Genomic DNA, 18,783 nt, shown 5'->3' with positions numbered 1-18,783 from the left:
ACTAGGCTCGGGGCATGCCTCGCGTGCTCGTGCTCAATGGACCCAACCTCGGACGGTTGGGGAGCCGGGAGCCAGACGTCTACGGCTCTCAGGACCTCGCCGCGCTGCGCACCCTGCTCGCGGCGGAGGCGGGCGACGACGTCGAGGTGGAGGTGCGGCAGACGGACGACGAGGCGGAGCTCATCCACTGGCTGCACGAGGCCGTGGATGCCGCGACGCCCGTGATCCTCAACCCCGCGGCGTTCACCCACTACAGCTACGGGCTGCGCGATGCGGCGGCGCTCGTGACCAAGGCGGGCATCCCGCTCGTCGAGGTGCACATCTCGAACCCGCATGCGCGCGAGGAGTTCCGGCACCGCAGCGTCATCTCGGGGATCGCGACCGGGGTCATCGCGGGCTTCGGCTTCGATTCCTACGTGCTCGCCCTCGACGCGGTTCGCCGCGCCACCCCCACGGGGTGAGGTTCGGCGCGCCACCCCCACGGGGTGAGGTTCGGCGCGCCACCCCCACGGGGTGAGGTTCGGCGCGCCACACCCGCTGGTCGAGGAGCGCCGAAGGCGCGTATCGAAACCCTTCGTTACACTCGTACGGGCGCATTCCGCCCCCTCTCCCGACGAACGGAACCTGCGAAGCATCATGGCCACGACGAACGACATCAAGAACGGCAGCGTCCTCAACATCGACGGACAGCTCTGGAACGTGGTCGAATTCCAGCACGTCAAGCCCGGCAAGGGCGGCGCCTTCGTGCGCACCAAGCTCAAGAACGTCGTCTCGGGCAAGGTCGTGGACCGCACCTTCAACGCGGGCACCAAGATCGACTTCGCGACCGTCGACCGCCGCGACTTCCAGTACCTGTACCGCGACGGCGACGGCTTCGTGTTCATGGACACCGACGACTACGACCAGATCACGGTCTCGCCGGTGGTCGTGGGCGACGCCGCGAACTTCATGCTCGAGAACCAGAACGTGCAGATCGCGATCCACGAGGGCGAGGCGCTCTACGTGGAGCTGCCGACCTCGGTGATCCTCGAGGTCACCTACACCGAGCCGGGCCTCCAGGGCGACCGCTCGAGCGCCGGGACGAAGCCCGCGACCGTCGAGACCGGCTACGAGATCCAGGTTCCGCTGTTCCTTGAGCAGGGCACCAAGATCAAGGTCGACACGCGCGACGGCTCGTACCTCGGCCGCGTCTGAGCCCCGGTGAGCTCCCGCACCAAGGCCCGCAAACGGGCCCTCGACATCCTGTACGGGGCCGACCTGCGCGAGCGCCCGCTCGCGGACGCCCTCGCCGAGGAGGCGCTGCGCGCCACCCAGCAGCCGCAGCGCGAAGGCTCCTGGCCGTACGCGCGTGAGATCGCGAGCGGCGTCGACGAGCATCGGGCGGAGCTCGACGCGCTCATCGCCGAGCACGCCCACGGTTGGACTCTGGAGCGGATGCCCGTGCTCGACCGGGCGATCATCCGCCTCGGCGCGTGGGAGATCCTCTTCAACGACGAGGTTCCCGAAGGCGTCGCCATCGCGGAGGCCGTGCAGCTGGCATCCGAGCTCAGCACCGACGATTCGGCCGGCTTCGTGAACGGCGTGCTGTCGGCGATCGCACACAGCCGCTGATCCGCTCTTCGTGACGCCGTATGGCGGTTCATGTCATTTCATGACGGTTCGTTTTGCGGTGCCTTCGGGGGCTTCTCTACGGTCGAGCGGGTGACCATCGCCGACGTCTCCGTTGCGCCCGCGCTGCCGGTGCGCGTCCGGGATGTCGTACGTCGATTCCCCAGCCCGGATGGCGCGGATCGGATCGTGCTCCGCGGCATCGACCTCGAGATCGGCGCGGGGGAGATCGTGGCGCTGCTCGGCCCCTCCGGCTGCGGCAAGTCGACGCTGCTCCGGCTCGTGTCGGGCCTGGATCGTGCGGACGCAGGCGAGGTCGCGATCGACGGGGAAGCCGTGGCGCCGGTCGACCAGCGTTGCGCGGTCGCCTTCCAGGAGCCGCGGCTGCTGCCCTGGCGCACGATCGAACGCAATGTGGAGCTCGGTCTGCCCCGCGGCACCGATCGACGGGCGGGACGCGAGCGGGTGGCCGAACTGTTGCGTCTGGTCCAACTGGACCACGCGCGTGCTCTGCGCCCGCGTCAGGTGTCCGGAGGCATGGCGCAGCGCACATCCCTGGCGCGCGCGCTCGCCCGCAACCCCGGCGTGCTGCTGCTCGACGAGCCGTTCGGCGCTCTCGACGCGCTCACCCGACTGACGATGCAGGATCTGCTCCTCGAGGTGCACGCCGCCGAGCCCGCCACGATCCTGCTCGTGACCCACGATGTCGACGAGGCCCTTCAGCTGGCCGACCGGATCGTCCTCCTGGGCGCCGATGGCGGCGAACCGGGTGCCACGATCCGCCGGGTGCTCGAGGTCGACAAGCCCCGCCCGCGCGATCGCACCGACGCCGAGCTGGCCGACGTGCGCGCCGAGCTCCTGACGCTGCTCGGCGTCGACACGCACCACCCCTGACCGACCATCCCATCCCGCACCGCCCCCACACAGCACTGGAGGAATCCCCCACCATGAAGAAGAGCATCCTGGCCGCCGCCGCGGCCGCTACCGCCGCAGCGCTCGCGCTGACCGGCTGCGTCGCCGGAGAGGGCGCGCCCGTCGAGGCCGACGCCGCTGCGGGGAGCACCGGCTGGAGCGCTTCGGTGCTCAACATCGACTTCGCGACCTACAACCCGCTGAGCCTCATCATCAAGGACCAGGGCTGGCTCGAGGCGGCGCTCGGCGACGAGGTGACCGTCAACTGGGTGCAGTCGGCCGGCTCCAACAAGGCCAACGAAGCGCTCCGTGCCGGTGCCATCGACGTCGGGTCGACCGCCGGCTCGGCGGCGCTGCTCGCGCGTTCGAACGGCTCGCCCATCCAGGTGATCGACATCTACAGCCAGCCGAACTGGGCCGCACTCCTCGTGCCGTCGAGCTCATCGATCTCCTCCGTCGAGGAGCTGCGCGGCACGCACATCGCCGCGACCAAGGGCACCGACCCCTACTTCTTCCTGCTCCAGTCGCTCGCCGAGGCGGGCGTCGGGCTCGACGAGGTGACGGTCGAGAACCTCCAGCACGCCGACGGCAAAGCCGCGATCGAAGCGGGCGCCGTCGACGCGTGGTCGGGGCTCGACCCGCTGCTGTCGACGAGCGTCGAGTCGGGTGCGACGAAGATCATCTACGACAACATCGACTTCAACAGCTACGGCTTCCTCAACGCCACCGAGTCGTTCCTCACGAAGAGCCCCGACCTTGCGCAGCTCGTCGTGAACGCCTACGAGAAGGCGCGCGCCTGGGCCCAGGAGAACCCCGAGGAGACCGCGGCGATCCTCGCCGAGGTCGCGGGCATCGACATCGCCGTCGCGACCGCGGTGATCGCCGACCGCACGAACCTCGGCGTCGACCCGGTCCCGGGGCAGGCCCAGCTCGATGTGCTGTCGGTGATCGGCCCGATCTTCGTGGAGAGCGGCGACGTCGCCGACCAGGCGTCCATCGACAAGGCGCTCTCGACCCTGCTCGAGCCCTCGTACGCCGAGAAGGCCGACCCCAGGGCGCTCTGAGCGACTCGGAGTCGAGCACATGAGCGCGAGCCAGACGACCGGTGAGGCGGCCCCCGCGACGGGGGCCGCCTCACCGGCGCGCTCGCGCGCCCTGCGCGAGCGCGGGTGGTGGCCCGTCGTCGGGGGCGCCCTGCTGCCCCTCGCGGTGCTCGCCGCGTGGTGGGCGGTGACCGAGTTCACCGACGTCCCCGCGTACCGACTGCCCTCGCCCGCGGATGTGGTGCGCGCCGCCGCGGATCTCGGAGCGTCCGGTCAGCTGTCCCGCGACATCGCGATCTCCACGCAGCGCGTCCTGCAGGGCTTCACGCTCGGCTCGCTCATCGGGATCGTGCTCGGCTCGCTCATCGGCCTCTCGAAGACCGCGAGCGTGCTGCTCTCGCCGACCATCGGGGCGCTGCGCGCGGTGCCCTCGCTCGCCTGGGTGCCGCTGCTCGTGCTCTACGTCGGCATCGGCGAGCCCCCGAAGATCATCCTCATCACGATCGGCGCCGCCTTCCCCGTGCTGACGACCCTCTCGATCGCCCTGCGGCACGTCGATCCGCAGCTCGTCGAGGTGGGCCGGGCGTATGGACTGAAGCCGCTCGGTCTGCTCGCCGCGGTCCAGCTGCCCGCGGTCATCCCGGCACTCGTGAGCGGGCTGCGGCTCGCCCTCGCCCAGTCGTGGCTGTTCCTCGTCGCGGCGGAGCTGCTCTCGAGCTCGATGGGGCTCGGCTTCCTGCTCATCGACTCGGGCAACAACGGCCGCGTCGACCGGATCTTCCTCGCCATCATCGTGCTCGCCATCCTCGGCAAGGCCACGGATGCGCTCATCGGTCTGCTCGAGAGGTGGCTCAACCGCCGCTGGGGCTGATCCGCGCGCTATGCTGGAGGCACCCAGACATCCTTTAAGTCCGTCCCGAGAGGCGGGGAAGGAGGTCAGAATGCCGGCACGTACGGTGCTGCAGAGCTCTGACATCACGCGCGCGCTCACGCGCATCTCGCACGAGATCCTCGAGTCCAATCGCGGCGGCTCGGATCTGGTCCTCCTCGGCATCCCCACGCGCGGTGCCGTGCTGGCGGAACGCATCGCGACGCTCCTGGATCGCATCGAGCCGGGTGCCGGCACGGTCGGCGCGCTCGACGTGACGATGTACCGCGACGACCTGGACCGCCATCCCACCCGCACGCCGAGCCCGACGCGGCTGCCCGCGGGCGGCATCGACGGCAAGACCGTCGTGCTCGTGGACGACGTGCTCTACTCGGGTCGCACGATCCGCGCCGCCCTCGATGCGATCGGCGACCTCGGACGGCCGCGCGCGGTGCGCCTCGCGGTGCTCGTCGACCGCGGTCACCGCGAGCTGCCGATCCGGGCCGACTTCGTCGGCAAGAACCTGCCCACGGCGGCGGTCGAGCGGATCTTCGTCAAACTCGTCGAGACCGACGGCGCGGACGCCGTGACGATCGAGGGCGACGCGGAGGGGGAGAGCGCATGAGGCATCTGCTGTCGACCATCGGCCTCGAGCGGGCCCAGGCGATCGCGATCCTGGATCTCGCCGAGGACATGGCGGATGTCGCGACCCGCGCCGTGCCGAAGCTTCCGACCCTGCGCGGCCGCACCGTCGCGAACCTCTTCTTCGAGGACTCCACCCGCACGCGCCTCAGCTTCGAGGCCGCCGCCAAGCGACTCTCCGCCGACGTCATCACCTTCAGCGCGAAAGGCTCGAGCGTCTCGAAGGGGGAGAGCCTCAAGGACACCGCGCAGACGATCGCGGCGATGGGCGTCGACGCGGTCGTGCTGCGGCATCCCGCGTCGGGTGCCGCCCAGGTGCTCGCCGAGTCGGGCTGGATCGACGCGGCGGTCGTGAACGCGGGCGACGGCACCCATCAGCACCCCACTCAGGCGCTCCTGGATGCCTACACGATCCGCAAGACGCTGCACGGCGCCGCCTCGCGCGGGCGCGACCTCGACGGCCTGCGCGTGACGATCGTCGGCGACATCCTGCACTCGCGGGTCGCCCGCTCGAACGTCTGGCTGCTGACCGCGCTCGGCGCCCAGGTGCACCTCGTCGGCCCGCGCACTCTCCTGCCGGCGGGGGTCGAGAGCTGGCCCGTCACGGTCGGCACCGACCTCGATGCGGCGATCGACGCGCACCCCGATGCGCTCATGATGCTGCGCGTGCAGCAGGAGCGGATGCACGCCGCCTTCTTCCCCCACGAACGCGAATACTCGACCGGCTGGGGGCTCGGCGACGAGCGCTTCGCGCGTCTCGCCGCGGATACCATGGTCATGCACCCCGGACCCATGAACCGCGGCCTCGAGATCTCCGCGTCCGCCGCGGACTCGCCGCGGTCGGTCGTCCTCGACCAGGTCACGAACGGGGTGTCGATACGGATGGCGGTGCTCTACCTCGTGCTCTCAGGTGCTGATCCGCGGGAGGTCGCGGCATGACGTCGATCCTCATCCGGGGGGCGACGCTCCCCGACGGCTCGACGACCGATCTGCTCGTCGAGAACGGGGTCGTCGCCGAGCGCGGCGCGGGTCTCAGCCGTGCGGGCGCGCGCACGATCGCCGCCGACGGCCTGGTCGCGCTGCCCGGACTCGTCGACCTGCACACCCACCTGCGGGAGCCCGGTTTCGAGCAGAGCGAGACGGTCCTCACCGGCACGCGCGCGGCGGCGGCGGGCGGCTTCACGGCCGTCCACGCGATGGCGAACACCTCGCCGGTGGCCGACACCGCGGGCGTCGTCGAGCAGGTCGCGTCGCTCGGGGCTCAGCACGGCTACGCGACCGTGCGCCCGATCGGCGCCGTCACCCAGGGGCTCGCGGGGGAGCGGCTCGCCGAGATCGGCGCGATGGCGCTCTCGCGGGCGGCGGTGCGGGTGTTCAGCGACGACGGCAAGTGCGTCCACGACGCACTGCTCATGCGTCGCGCGCTCGAGTACGTCTCGACCTTCGACGGCGTCGTCGCCCAGCACGCCCAGGAGCCGCGGCTCACCGAGGGCGCGCAGATGAACGAGGGCGCCCTGAGCTCCGAGCTCGGGCTCGCCGGCTGGCCCGCCGTCGCCGAAGAGGCGATCATCGCCCGCGACGTGCTGCTCGCGGACGCCGTCGGCGCGCGCCTGCACGTCTGCCACGTCTCGACGGCCGGCAGCGTCGAGGTGGTGCGCTGGGCGAAGGCGCGCGGCATCCGCGTGACCGCCGAGGTGACCCCCCACCACCTGCTCCTCACGGAGGACTCGGCACGCGGCTACGACGCGCGCTTCAAGGTGAACCCGCCGCTGCGTCGCGACGAGGACGTGCACGCGCTGCGTGCCGCGCTCGTGGACGGCACGATCGACATCGTCGCGACCGACCACGCCCCGCATCCGGTCGAGACGAAGGAGTGCGCCTGGCAGGAGGCCTCCTTCGGGATGGTCGGACTCGAGAGCGCCCTCTCCGTGGTGCAGGCCGCGATGGTCGACACGGGACTGCTCGGCTGGGCGGATGTCGCCCGCGTGCTGTCGAAGGCACCCGCCGAGATCGGCCGCCTGGGCGGCTACGACGCGCCGTTCGAGCCCGGGAGCCCCGCGCACCTGACGCTCGTCGACCCCGCCGCGCACAGCGTCTTCGCGGTGTCGAGCCTGCACGGCAAGGGCGTCAACTCGCCCTACCTCGGCCGGGAGCTGCCCGGTCGGGTGGTCGCGACGATCCACGGCGGCGTGCCGACCGTGCTGGACGGCGAGCTGCGGCCCGCCGAGGAGGTGTCCCGTGGCTGAGGAGTTCGCCCGATTCTGGCCCGCACTCATCGTGGCGGGGATGCTCATCCTCGCGCTCGTGCTCATGTGGCTCGGCTGGCGGAACCGTCGCAAGCGCCAGGCGGCCCTCGACGTCGTCCCCGTGCCGCCCGCCGAGATCGGCGAGGAGTTCGCCCGCGAACGGGCGCTGTACGTCGCCACGACCCTGGCCGAGCAGCCGCTCGAGCGGGTCGTGGTGGGCGGTCTCGGCTTCCGGGCGCAGGCGGAGCTCGTGCTGGCCCGCGGCGGCATCGTGCTCTCCCTCGCCGGACGGCCGAGCGCGTTCATCCCGCTCGCCGACATCCGCGGCGTCGGGCTCGCGAGCTGGGCGATCGACAAGGGCGTGGAGGAGGGCGGCCTGGTCTTCGTGCGCTGGGTGCTCGGCGAGACACCCGTCGACAGCTACCTGCGCTCGGCCGACCCCGACCGGCTGCTCGCGCAGCTCACCGAGCTTTCCCCCACCGCGGCCGCGGCCGCACGGCGCGAGAACGCGCCCACCGACCCCTCAGGAGAGGCAACCGCATGATCGACAGCGAACCCGCGGTCCTGGTGCTCGAAGACGGCACGCGCTATTCCGGGAGCGCCTACGGCGCCCGCGGGCGCACCCTCGGCGAGGCCGTGTTCGCGACCGGGATGACCGGCTACCAGGAGACGCTCACCGACCCCAGCTACGCGGGTCAGATCGTCGTGCAGACGGCCCCGCACATCGGCAACACGGGGGTCAACGACGAGGACCCCGAATCGCGCCGGATCTGGGTGGCGGGCTACGTCGTGCGCGACCCCTCGCGCGTGGTCTCCAACTTCCGTGCCACGCGCAGCCTCGACGACGACCTCGCCGGGAACGGCATCGTCGGCATCAGCGGCATCGACACGCGCGCCCTCACCCGCCGACTGCGGGATGCGGGCGCCATGCGCGCCGGGATCTTCTCGGGTGCCGACACCGCGTTGGCGGCGGACGAGCAGCTCGCGATCGTGCGCTCGGGCGCCCAGATGGCCGGCCTGAACCTCTCGGCGGAGGTCTCGGTGTCGAGCGCGACCGTCACCCCCGCGGTCGGCGAACGGCTCGGCAATCTCGCGGTGCTCGACCTCGGGGTGAAGCAGCGCACGATCGACAACCTCGCCGAGCGCGGCTTCGAGGTGCACGTTCTGCCGCAGGACGTCACCCTCGAGGAGCTGCTCGCGATCGAGCCGGTCGCGGTGTTCTACTCGAACGGTCCCGGCGATCCGGCCGCCTCGGGCGACCACGTGCAGCTGCTGCGCGGGGTGCTCGACGAGGGGCTTCCGTTCTTCGGCATCTGCTTCGGCAACCAGCTGCTCGGCCGCGCCCTCGGCCTCGAGACCTACAAGCTCCCCTTCGGGCACCGCGGCATCAACCAGCCCGTGCTCGACAAGGCGACCGGCCGCATCGAGATCACGGCCCACAACCACGGCTTCGCGGTCGACGCCCCGCTCGAGGGCGTCATCGAGAGCCCGAACGGCTACGGCCGTCTCGAGGTGAGCCACGTGGGCCTCAACGACCGAGTCGTGGAGGGTCTGCGGGCCCTCGACATCCCCGCCTTCTCGGTGCAGTACCACCCGGAGGCGGCGGCCGGTCCGCACGACGCCAACTACCTGTTCGACCGTTTCCGCGACCTCGTCGTGGCCGACCTCGCGAAGAAGAACTAAGTGCCCAAGAGAGCCGACATCTCCAGCGTCCTCGTGATCGGGTCCGGCCCGATCGTGATCGGGCAGGCCGCCGAGTTCGACTACTCCGGCACGCAAGCCTGCCGCGTGCTGCGCGCCGAGGGCGTGCGGGTGATCCTCGTCAACCCCAACCCGGCGACGATCATGACCGACCCCGACTTCGCCGACGCGACCTACATCGAGCCGATCACGACCGAGATCCTCGAGGCGATCATCGCCCAGGAGCGCCCGGACGCCGTGCTGCCGACCCTCGGCGGGCAGACCGCGCTCAACGCGGCCATCGCGCTCGACGAGGCCGGCATCCTCGCGAAGTACGGCGTCGAGCTCATCGGCGCCAAGGTCGAGGCGATCAAGAAGGGCGAGGACCGCCAGCTCTTCAAGGACCTCGTCATCGAGGCGGGGGCGGACGTCGCCCGCTCGCACGTCGTGCACACCCTCGAGGCGGCCGTGGAGGCGGCCGAGGACCTCGGCTACCCGCTCGTGGTGCGCCCCTCGTTCACGATGGGCGGCCTCGGCTCGGGCTTCGCGCACACCCGCGAGGAGCTCGAACGCATGGTCGCCGACGGGCTGCACCAGTCGCCGACCACCGAGGTGCTGCTCGAGGAGTCGATCCTCGGGTGGAAGGAGTACGAGCTCGAGCTCATGCGCGACACGGCCGACAACACGGTCGTGGTGTGCTCGATCGAGAACGTCGACCCGGTGGGCGTGCACACGGGCGACTCGATCACGGTCGCGCCCGCCCTCACCCTCACCGACCGCGAGTACCAGCGGCTGCGCGACATCGGCATCGACATCATCCGCGCGGTCGGCGTCGACACGGGCGGCTGCAACATCCAGTTCGCCGTGCACCCCGACACGGGGCGCGTCATCGTGATCGAGATGAACCCGCGCGTCTCGCGCTCCTCGGCGCTCGCCTCGAAGGCCACCGGATTCCCGATCGCCAAGATCGCCGCGAAGCTCGCGATCGGGTACCGGCTGGATGAGATCCCCAACGACATCACGAAGGTCACGCCCGCCTCCTTCGAGCCGACCCTCGACTACATCGTCGTCAAGGTTCCGCGCTTCGCCTTCGAGAAGTTCCCCTCCGCGGACGCCACCCTCACCACGACCATGAAGTCGGTCGGCGAGGCGATGGCGATCGGGCGCAACTACACGACGGCGCTGCAGAAGGCGCTCCGCTCGCTCGAGAAGCGCGGATCGAGCTTCCACTGGGACGCGCACCTGGCTCCCAAGTCGGAGCTGATCGAGACCGCGAAGGTGCCGACCGACGGCCGCATCGTGACCGTGCAGCAGGCGCTGCGCGCGGGGGCGACCGTCGAGGAGCTCTATGCCGCGACCGGCATCGACCCCTGGTTCCTCGACCAGATCGTGCTCATCAACGAGGTCGCCGACGAGATCGCGAGCCTGCGCCCGCTCGACGAGCGCCTGTTCCGGATCGCGAAGGACCACGGCTTCTCGGACGCCCAGATCGCCCAGCTGCGCGGCCTCGCGGAGCAGGAGGTGCGCAACCTCCGCTGGCAGCTCGGGGTGCGGCCGGTCTACAAGACGGTCGACACCTGCGCGGGCGAGTTCCCGGCTCTCACGCCGTACCACTACTCGAGCTACGACCTGGAGACCGAGGTCGCGCCGAGCGAGAAGCGCAAGGTCGTCATCCTCGGCTCGGGCCCGAACCGCATCGGACAGGGCGTCGAGTTCGACTACTCCTGCGTGCACGCGAGCTTCGCGCTGCACGACGCCGGCTTCGAGACGATCATGATCAACTGCAACCCGGAGACGGTCTCGACCGACTACGACACGAGCGACCGGCTGTACTTCGAGCCGCTCACCCTCGAGGACGTGCTCGAGGTCATCCACGCCGAATCGCAGTCGGGTGAGCTCGTCGGGGTCATCGTGCAGCTCGGCGGGCAGACCGCCCTCGGGCTCGCGAAGGGACTCGAGGCGGCCGGCGTCCCGATTCTCGGCACGAGCCCGAGCGCGATCGACCTGGCCGAGGAGCGCGGGCTGTTCTCGCAGATCCTCGACCGCGCGGGACTCATCTCGCCCCGCAACGGCACCGCGACCGACGCACCGAGCGCCGTCGCGGTCGCCGAGGGGATCGGCTACCCGGTGCTCGTGCGTCCGAGCTTCGTGCTGGGCGGGCGCGGCATGGAGATCGTCTACGACACCCCCAGCCTCGAGGACTACTTCGACCGGGTGCGCGACCAGGCCATCATCGGGCCCGGCTCGCCGCTCCTCGTCGACCGCTTCCTCGACGACGCGCTCGAGATCGACATCGACGCACTGTACGACGGCGAGCGTCTCTACGTCGGCGGGATCATGGAGCACATCGAGGAGGCGGGCGTGCACTCCGGCGACTCGGCCTGCACCCTGCCGCCCGTGACGCTCGGCCGCGACGTGCTGGACCGTGTGGTCGACGCGACGCGCAAGATCGCCGAGGGCGTCGGCGTGCGCGGCCTGCTCAACGTGCAGTTCGCGATCGGCGCGGGCGTGCTCTACGTGCTCGAGGCCAACCCGCGGGCGAGCCGCACGGTGCCTTTCGTGTCGAAGGCGCTCGGCATCCCGCTCGCGAAGGCCGCCGCGCTCATGATGGCGGGCCGCACGATCGATGAGCTCGTCGCGGACGGTCTGCTGCCCGCGACGGACGGTGCGCACGTGCCGCTCGACTCCCCGGTCTCGGTCAAGGAGGCCGTGCTGCCCTTCAAGCGCTTCCGCACCCGCGAGGGCCACGTCGTCGACTCGGTGCTCGGGCCGGAGATGCGCTCCACGGGCGAGGTCATGGGCATCGACGCGGACTTCCCGCGGGCCTTCGCGAAGAGCCAGGATGCCGCGTACGGCGGGCTGCCCGAGTCCGGCACCGTGTTCGTCTCGGTCGCCGACCGCGACAAGCGCGCCGTCGTGCTGCCCGTGCTGCGCCTCTCGCAACTGGGCTTCGACATCGTGGCGACCGAGGGGACGGCGGAGGTGCTCGCCCGCAACGGCATCCGCGCGACCACGGTCCGCAAGTACTCGATGGGGCAGGGCGGCGTCGAGGGGACGATCGTCGACCTCATCAACGCGGGTCGCATCGATGTGGTCATCAACACGCCGAGCGGGCGCAGCGCCCGCGCCGACGGGGTCGAGATCCGCACGGCGACGGTGGCCGCCGACAAGCCGCTGTTCACCACGATCGCCCAGGTGGGCGCCGCGGTGGGCTCGCTCGAGGCGCGGAACGCCCCCGTGCGCGTGCGGAGCCTGCAGGCGTACGCCGCCGACCGCGCGGAGCGGGCGGCCGGATGAGCGGCGGATTTCGCGCTCGCCTCGCCGACGTCGTCGCCGAGCACGGTCCGCTGTGCGTCGGCATCGACCCGCATGCGCCGCTCCTCGCGACGTGGGGCCTGGGGGACGACGCCGCGGGGGCGCGCGAGTTCGGGCTGCGGGTCGTCGAGGCCGCCGCGGCCCGGGTCGGCATCGTGAAACCGCAGATCGCCTTCTTCGAGCGGCATGGGGCGGCCGGATACGCCGCCCTCGAGGAGGTGCTCGGCGCCGCCCGTGCGGCGGAGCTGCTCGTGATCGCCGACGTCAAGCGCGGGGACGTCGGCTCGACCGTCGACGCCTACGGCGAGGCCTGGCTGACTCCCGGATCTCCGCTCGAGGCCGACGCCATGACCGCCGTCGCCTACCAGGGCTTCGGTTCGCTCGACGGTGTCATCGCACGTGCCCGCGCCGCAGCCAAGGGCGTGTTCGTGCTCGCCGCCACCTCGAATCCCGAGAGCGCCGAGGTGCAGACGGCACGGGACGCGCAGGGCGAGACGGTCGCCGCGCAGCTGCTGCGGCACGCGGGGGAGCACGCGGGGGAGGTGGGCGTGGTCGTCGGAGCCACCGTGGATCTCGCGGAGCTCGGCATCCGGCGCGAGCAGCTCGTGCCCGTGCCCGTTCTCGCCCCCGGTTTCGGTGCTCAAGGTGCGCTGCTGCCGGAGGCACCGGCGCTGTTCGGCGACGCGCTCGGCTCCGTGCTCCCCACCGTGTCGCGCAGTGTGCTCGGTGCCGGTCCCGCCGGGATCGCCTCGGCGATCGACGCCGCGCGTCGGGAGGTCGCCGCGTGGCCGAGGTGAGGATGCCGGACGTCGATCGCGCCGCAGCGGGACGGGCGGCGATCGCTGCGCGTCGCGCCCGCGCGGCTGTGAAGCAGGCCGTGCACCACCGGCTCCGGCGCGCGCTCGACGTCGCCGAGACGGCCTGGGCCGACCCGACGACCCCCGAAGGCTCGCTGCGCGTGCGTGAGCTGCTGACGAGCATCCCCGGGATCGGGGCGACCCGCGTCGCGCGCATCATGGCGGAGCTCGGGATCGCGGACGCCAAGCGCGTCGGCGGCCTCGGCTCGCGCCAGCGCGAACGCCTGCGGGAGTGGCTCGAGGCTCGCGAGGGCGCCCCGAGCCGGCCGGTCAGCCGCCTCGTGGTGCTCGCCGGGCCGACGGCGGTCGGCAAGGGCACCGTCTCGACCTACATCCGCGACCACTATCCGGATGTGCTGCTGAGCGTGTCGGCGACCACGCGTGCACCGCGACCGGGCGAGGTCGACGGCGAGCACTACTACTTCGTGACGGACGAGGACTTCGACGCGATGATCGAGCGCGGGGACTTCCTCGAGTACGCGACCGTGCACAACGCCTCCCGCTACGGCACGCCCCGGCCGCCGATCGACGCGGCGCTCGCCCAGGGGCGCAGCGTGCTGCTCGAGATCGATCTCCAGGGCGCACGCGCCGTGCGTGCGGCCATGCCGGAGGCCCTCCTCGTCTTCCTGCTGCCGCCCAGCTGGGAGGAGCTCGTGCGCCGGCTCACGGGTCGCGGCACCGAGGACGCCGCCGAGCAGAGCCGGCGACTGGACACCGCGCGCATCGAACTCGCCGCCCAGGACGAGTTCGACGTGAAGGTCGTCAACCGCGACGTCGGCCGGGCGGCGCAGGAGGTCGTAGAATTGCTGGCAGTGCCCGGAGCCCCATCCGCGCGCACGAGATCGTGAGGAGAGCCGGAATGGCCGACAACAAGGGCATCATCGACCCGCCCATCGACGAACTGCTGTCGAAGGTCGACTCGAAGTACCAGCTGGTGATCTTCGCCTCGAAGCGCGCGCGCCAGATCAACGACTACTACGCGGACCTCCACGAGGGCTCGCTCTTCGACAACGTGGGGCCGCTCGTCGACTCCACGATCGACGACAAGCCGCTGTCGGTGGCGCTCCACGAGATCAACGAGGACAAGCTCGTCCTCACGCCGCTCGCCGAGTAGTCCCGCACTCCGGGAGAATCCGCGCCCATGACCGAGGCGTTGCGGATCGTCGTCGGCATCTCCGGCGGCATCGCCGCCTACAAGGCCGTCGGAGTGGCGCGTGAGTTCGTGCTGCGCGGGCACGACGTGCACATCGTCGCGACCCCGGCGGCTCTGCGATTCGTGGGCCGCCCGACGCTCGAGGCGATCAGCCGCAACCCGGTCGAGACGGAACTGTTCGACGGTGTCGCCGAGGTGCGGCACGTGGCCCTCGGCCAGTCGGCGGATCTGATCGTGGTCGCCCCGGCGACCGCGAACACGATCGCGAAGCTCGCGGCCGGCCTCGCCGACGACCTGCTCGGCACCACGATCCTCGCCTCGACGGCGCCGCTCGTCGTCGCCCCCGCGATGCACACGGAGATGTGGGCGAACCCGGCCACCCGCGACAACATCGCGACTCTCGAGCGCAGGGGGGTCCACGTCGTCGGCCCCGCGTCCGGGCAGTTGACCGGGAACGACAGCGGTCCGGGACGCATGTCGGAGCCGGTGGAGATCGTGGATGCCGCCCTCGCGGTCGTCCGGCCGCGCGATCTCCTCGGGCGGCGGGTGCTCGTCACCGCCGGCGGCACGCGCGAGCCGCTCGACCCGGTGCGCTTCATCGGCAACCGCTCGAGCGGCCGACAGGGCGTCGCGATCGCCGCGGCGGCGGCCGCCCGCGGCGCGGAGGTCGTGCTCGTCGCGGCGCACCTCGAGATCCCGGCGCCGCAAGGCGTGACGGTGCGCGAGGTGGGCACCGCGCGGGAACTGCGCGAGACCGTGCTCGCGGAGGGCGCGACAGCGGATGTCGTCGTCATGGCGGCGGCGGTCGCCGACTACCGCCCCGAGACCGTCGCCGACGCCAAGATCAAGAAGGAGGCGCAGGGGGAGGAGCTCGTGCTGCGCCTCGTCCGCAACCCCGACATCCTCTCCGAGCTCACCGCGACGCCGGGGCGCGACGGCAGGACCGTGATCGGCTTCGCCGCCGAGACCGAGCCCGACCGCGACGCGCTCCTGGCGCTCGGACGCGCGAAGGCCGCACGCAAGGGCGTCGACCTTCTCGTCGTCAACAGGGTCGGCTGGACCGAGGGTTTCGCCACGGAGAGCAACGCCATCGTCGTGGTGTCGAAGGGCGGCGATATAGTGACCGAGGCGAGCGGAAGCAAGCGCCAGGTCGCGGACGCGATCCTGGATCTGCTTCCCTGAACGACCCCGGCAGGCGTGTCCTTGGAGGCATGCTCGAGCGGGTTCGTGCGCCCGACCTCGACGACTCGACCGAAAGACTGTCCGTGAGCTCCTCTCTGCGCCTGTTCACCTCGGAATCCGTCACGGAAGGGCACCCCGACAAGCTCTGCGACCAGGTGAGCGACTCGATCCTCGACGCGCTGCTCACCGTCGACCCGCACGCGCGGGTGGCGGTCGAGACCCTGGTCACGACGGGGCTCGTGCACGTCGCGGGGGAGGTCTCCACGACGGGCTACGTCGAGATCCCGCAACTCGTGCGCAAGACGATCACCGACATCGGCTACAACTCCTCGGACGTCTGGTTCGACGGGCGCTCCTGCGGGGTGTCGGTGTCGATCGGCGGGCAGTCGCCCGACATCGCCCAGGGCGTCGACGACGCGTTCGAGACCCGCGAGGGATCGAGTGTCGACGACCTCGATCGTCAGGGTGCCGGCGACCAGGGCATCATGTTCGGCTACGCGACGCGCGAGACCCCCGAGCTCATGCCGTTGCCGATCTGGCTCGCGCACCGCCTCGCGGAACGGCTCAGCGAGGTGCGTCATCGCGGCGAGGTGGATTACCTGCGCCCCGACGGCAAGACCCAGGTCACGGTCGGATACGACGGCGTCGTCCCGAGGTCGATCGAGGCGATCGTGCTGTCCGCACAGCATTCGCCGAAGGTCTCGAACGAGCAGCTGCGCTCCGAGCTCCTGGAGCTCGTCGTGCGCCCCGTGCTCGAGCGCGCCGGACTCCCCTGGGAGCAGGCGGCCCGCTACATCAACCCGACAGGCCGTTTCGAGATCGGCGGACCGCAGGGCGATGCCGGTCTCACCGGTCGCAAGATCATCGTCGACACCTACGGCGGGGCGTCTCGTCACGGCGGCGGGGCCTTCTCGGGCAAGGACCCGTCGAAGGTGGACCGGTCGGCGGCCTACGCGATGCGCTGGGTCGCGAAGAACGCGGTCGCCGCGGGGCTCGCCGATCGGCTCGAGGTGCAGATCGCCTACGCGATCGGCAAGGCCGCACCCGTCGGGCTCTACGTCGAGACCTTCGGCACGGGCGCGCTGCCGGATGAGGCGATCACGAAGGCGATTCGCGAGGTGTTCGACCTGCGCCCCGCTGCGATCATCCGCGACCTCGAACTGCTGCGCCCGATCTACGCCAAGACCGCCGCCTACGGGCACTTCGGCCGCGAGCTGCCCGAGTTCAGCTGGGAGCGTCTCGACCGCGTCGACGAGCTCCGCACCGCCGCCGGGCTCTGAGATGCCGGCGGTCCCGGCCCCGCCGACGATCGCGCGCGTCATCCTCGACACCCCGCTCCCGCAGCTGGATCGGCTGCTCGACTACCGCATCCCCGCCGGGATGGAGGGGGTCGTGCCCGGTGTGCGGGTGAGCGTGCCGCTGCGGAGCGCCCAGCGGATGGCCCAGGGTTTCGTGGTCGAGCTCGCCGTACAGCAGGAGCACCCCGGGCCGCTCAGCGACGTCGAGGCGCTCGTCTCCTCCGCCGAGGTGCTGCGCCCCGAGGTGTGGCGGCTCGCGCGCGCCGTCGCCGATCGCGCCGCAGGGTCGGCGATCGACGTGCTGCGCCTCGCGATCCCGAAACGCCAGGTGCGCGTGGAGAAGAGCTGGCTCGCCGCGCGCGCGCGGGGCGCGGTCGAACCGGCGCCGCTCGAGACCCGCCCGACGCGGGTCGACGGCTACCGCGACTCCGACATCGTCGAGTTGCTCGCGGGCGGCCGTGTCGCCCTCGCCGTCGACCCCGGGGTCGTGTCGCAGGCGGGCGTCTGGGTGGGGCGCTGGGCGGTCGCGCTCGCGCAGCTCGCCGCCCGCACGGTCGCCGAGGGCGCCTCCGCGATCCTCGTCGCACCCGATCATCGCGATGCCCGGCAACTGGAGGCCGCCCTCGCGGCGCTGCTGCCCGACGACCGGATGGTGCGCTACGACTCCGCGCAGAGCGACGCCGAACGCTACCGCGGCATGCTCCGCGCGATGGGGTCCTCGCCCGTCGTCATCCTGGGCAACCGCTCGGCCGTGTACGCCCCCGCGACGCGCCTCGGGCTGCTCGCGGTGTGGAACGACGGCGACCCCCTGCTGCACGAGCCCCTGACGCCGTACGTGCATGCGCGCGACGCCGCCCTGGTCCGCCAGGAGCAGCAGGGCGGTGCGCTCGTCTTCGCCGGTCACACCCGCACGACCGAGGTGCAGCGTCTCGTCGAGCTCGGCTGGCTCGGCGAACTCGGCCCAGAACGACCGCGCCGCGCGCGCGTCGTGGCGACCGCGCACGCGCCGGGTGCGGCGTCCGACGAGCACGCGCGCATCCCGAGTCTCGCTTGGCGGGAGGCGTCGGCAGCGCTCGCGAGCGGCCCGGTGCTCGTGCAGGTGGCGCGACCGGGCTACGCCCCGGGTCTGCGCTGCGCGGAGTGCGGGACGCCGGCGCGCTGTCGACGCTGCGGCGGGCCCCTGCAGCAGACACGGGTGGCCGCGGCGCCCACCTGCCTGTGGTGCGGGGTCGCCGAGCCCGGGTGGCGCTGTGTCGAGTGCCGCGCCTCGCGCCTCACCCGGGTGGGTGCGGGCACCACGCGCACCGCGGACGAGCTGGGCCGCGCGTTCCCCGGCACGCGGGTCGTCGTCGCGGACGGCGAGCACCGCGTGCTCGAGGTGGATGAGCGACCGGCGCTCGTCGTCGCGACCCGCGGCGCCGAGCCGATCGCGGCGCGGGGGTATCGCGCCGTGCTGCTGCTCGACGGCGAGCGGATGGTCGCCCGCGAGACGCTGCGGATCGCCGAGGACTGCCTGCGTTGGTGGGCCGACGCGGCGGCCCTCGCGGCGGATGGCGCACCGGTGATGCTCGTGGGTGTCGGCGGACGTCTCGCCGCGGCCCTGTCGACGGGCAATGTCACGGCCTTCGCGCAGGCGGAGCTGGCCGATCGGCGTGCACTGGGCTTCCCGCCCGCCATGCGCGTCGCGACCCTCGAGGGCTTGCCCGACGCCGTGGCCGCCGCGCGTGCCGCCTTGCCCGCGGGCGCCGAGGTGATCGGCGAGCGTGCCGTCGAGGGGCGTTCGCGGGCGATCATCCGCTTCGACTACGCGGCGGGGGCGGCCGTGGCCCGCGCGGTGCGCGCCGAGGTCGTGCGGCAGGCCGCGAGTCGCCGCAAACCGGTGCCGGGAGCTCCGCGCACCGGGCGGGCGCCGCTGCCGTTGCGTGCGCACTTCGACGATCCCGCGCCGTTCGAGGAGTCTTGACCACCGCCCGCACGCG

General features: G+C 71.9%; 18 protein-coding genes. All 18 read left to right on the top strand.

Translation table 11 applies throughout. The features are described from left to right. Window positions 1-14: 14 nt before the first annotated feature. The 18 genes from aroQ (at window position 15) to FLP23_RS08905 (ending at window position 18,767) form a co-directional block, all read left to right on the top strand. On the top strand, window positions 15-461 hold the full coding sequence (gene aroQ, locus FLP23_RS08990) for a type II 3-dehydroquinate dehydratase (protein WP_149325549.1): 447 nt from the start codon (window positions 15-17) through the stop codon (window positions 459-461). Between the two features lie 175 nt (window positions 462-636). Beyond that, window positions 637-1,194, top strand: coding sequence for an elongation factor P (gene efp, locus FLP23_RS08985; protein ID WP_149325548.1), 558 nt, complete (start codon window positions 637-639; stop codon window positions 1,192-1,194). A gap of 6 nt (window positions 1,195-1,200) precedes the next feature. Then, window positions 1,201-1,611, top strand: a complete 411-nt coding sequence (gene nusB, locus FLP23_RS08980; protein WP_149325547.1) for a transcription antitermination factor NusB — start codon at window positions 1,201-1,203, stop codon at window positions 1,609-1,611. 90 nt (window positions 1,612-1,701) lie between these two features. Continuing rightward, window positions 1,702-2,502 carry an ABC transporter ATP-binding protein gene (locus tag FLP23_RS08975; RefSeq protein ID WP_246139946.1) on the top strand — a complete coding sequence of 267 codons (801 nt, stop codon included), beginning with the start codon at window positions 1,702-1,704 and terminating at the stop codon, window positions 2,500-2,502. 53 nt (window positions 2,503-2,555) lie between these two features. After that, complete coding sequence (locus FLP23_RS08970; RefSeq protein WP_149325545.1) at window positions 2,556-3,584, top strand: aliphatic sulfonate ABC transporter substrate-binding protein; 1,029 nt, start codon at window positions 2,556-2,558, stop codon at window positions 3,582-3,584. A gap of 19 nt (window positions 3,585-3,603) precedes the next feature. After that, on the top strand, window positions 3,604-4,434 hold the full coding sequence (locus tag FLP23_RS08965) for an ABC transporter permease (protein ID WP_149325544.1): 831 nt from the start codon (window positions 3,604-3,606) through the stop codon (window positions 4,432-4,434). Between the two features lie 70 nt (window positions 4,435-4,504). Further along, window positions 4,505-5,056 (top strand): bifunctional pyr operon transcriptional regulator/uracil phosphoribosyltransferase PyrR, encoded by a 552-nt coding sequence (gene pyrR, locus FLP23_RS08960; RefSeq protein WP_149325543.1) that lies wholly within the window; start codon window positions 4,505-4,507, stop codon window positions 5,054-5,056. Continuing rightward, on the top strand, window positions 5,053-6,012 hold the full coding sequence (locus FLP23_RS08955) for an aspartate carbamoyltransferase catalytic subunit (RefSeq protein ID WP_149325542.1): 960 nt from the start codon (window positions 5,053-5,055) through the stop codon (window positions 6,010-6,012). The genes pyrR and FLP23_RS08955 overlap by 4 nt, the downstream gene beginning before the upstream one ends. After that, on the top strand, window positions 6,009-7,319 hold the full coding sequence (locus tag FLP23_RS08950; protein WP_149325541.1) for a dihydroorotase: 1,311 nt from the start codon (window positions 6,009-6,011) through the stop codon (window positions 7,317-7,319). The genes FLP23_RS08955 and FLP23_RS08950 overlap by 4 nt, the downstream gene beginning before the upstream one ends. Further along, window positions 7,312-7,863 carry a PH-like domain-containing protein gene (locus FLP23_RS08945; protein WP_149325540.1) on the top strand — a complete coding sequence of 184 codons (552 nt, stop codon included), beginning with the start codon at window positions 7,312-7,314 and terminating at the stop codon, window positions 7,861-7,863. The genes FLP23_RS08950 and FLP23_RS08945 overlap by 8 nt, the downstream gene beginning before the upstream one ends. After that, the gene (gene carA / locus FLP23_RS08940) at window positions 7,860-9,002 is read left to right on the top strand and encodes a glutamine-hydrolyzing carbamoyl-phosphate synthase small subunit (RefSeq protein ID WP_149325539.1); all 1,143 of its coding nucleotides are present in this window, start codon (window positions 7,860-7,862) and stop codon (window positions 9,000-9,002) included. The genes FLP23_RS08945 and carA overlap by 4 nt, the downstream gene beginning before the upstream one ends. Next, on the top strand, window positions 9,003-12,296 hold the full coding sequence (gene carB, locus FLP23_RS08935) for a carbamoyl-phosphate synthase large subunit (RefSeq protein WP_149325538.1): 3,294 nt from the start codon (window positions 9,003-9,005) through the stop codon (window positions 12,294-12,296). Beyond that, a complete protein-coding gene (gene pyrF / locus FLP23_RS08930; protein ID WP_149325537.1) occupies window positions 12,293-13,111 on the top strand; it encodes an orotidine-5'-phosphate decarboxylase in 819 nt (272 codons plus the stop codon). The genes carB and pyrF overlap by 4 nt, the downstream gene beginning before the upstream one ends. 2 nt (window positions 13,112-13,113) lie before the next feature. Beyond that, window positions 13,114-14,019, top strand: coding sequence for a guanylate kinase (gene gmk / locus FLP23_RS08925; RefSeq protein ID WP_149325536.1), 906 nt, complete (start codon window positions 13,114-13,116; stop codon window positions 14,017-14,019). An 11-nt stretch (window positions 14,020-14,030) separates the two neighbouring features. After that, window positions 14,031-14,285: a DNA-directed RNA polymerase subunit omega gene (rpoZ, locus tag FLP23_RS08920; RefSeq protein ID WP_120763469.1), complete on the top strand. Its 255-nt coding sequence runs from the start codon at window positions 14,031-14,033 to the stop codon at window positions 14,283-14,285. Between the two features lie 27 nt (window positions 14,286-14,312). Then, entirely contained in the window at window positions 14,313-15,506 is a 1,194-nt protein-coding gene (gene coaBC / locus FLP23_RS08915) for a bifunctional phosphopantothenoylcysteine decarboxylase/phosphopantothenate--cysteine ligase CoaBC (RefSeq protein ID WP_149325535.1), read from the top strand. 83 nt (window positions 15,507-15,589) lie between these two features. Then, complete coding sequence (gene metK, locus FLP23_RS08910; RefSeq protein ID WP_246139945.1) at window positions 15,590-16,786, top strand: methionine adenosyltransferase; 1,197 nt, start codon at window positions 15,590-15,592, stop codon at window positions 16,784-16,786. A gap of 1 nt (window position 16,787) precedes the next feature. Next, entirely contained in the window at window positions 16,788-18,767 is a 1,980-nt protein-coding gene (locus FLP23_RS08905) for a primosomal protein N' family DNA-binding protein (protein WP_149325533.1), read from the top strand. The last annotated feature ends 16 nt before the right edge of the window (window positions 18,768-18,783 follow it).

Source organism: Protaetiibacter larvae (assembly GCF_008365275.1).
Classification (GTDB): Bacteria; Actinomycetota; Actinomycetes; order Actinomycetales; family Microbacteriaceae; genus Homoserinibacter; species Homoserinibacter larvae.
This window is presented reverse-complemented; position numbering and strand designations above follow the sequence as displayed.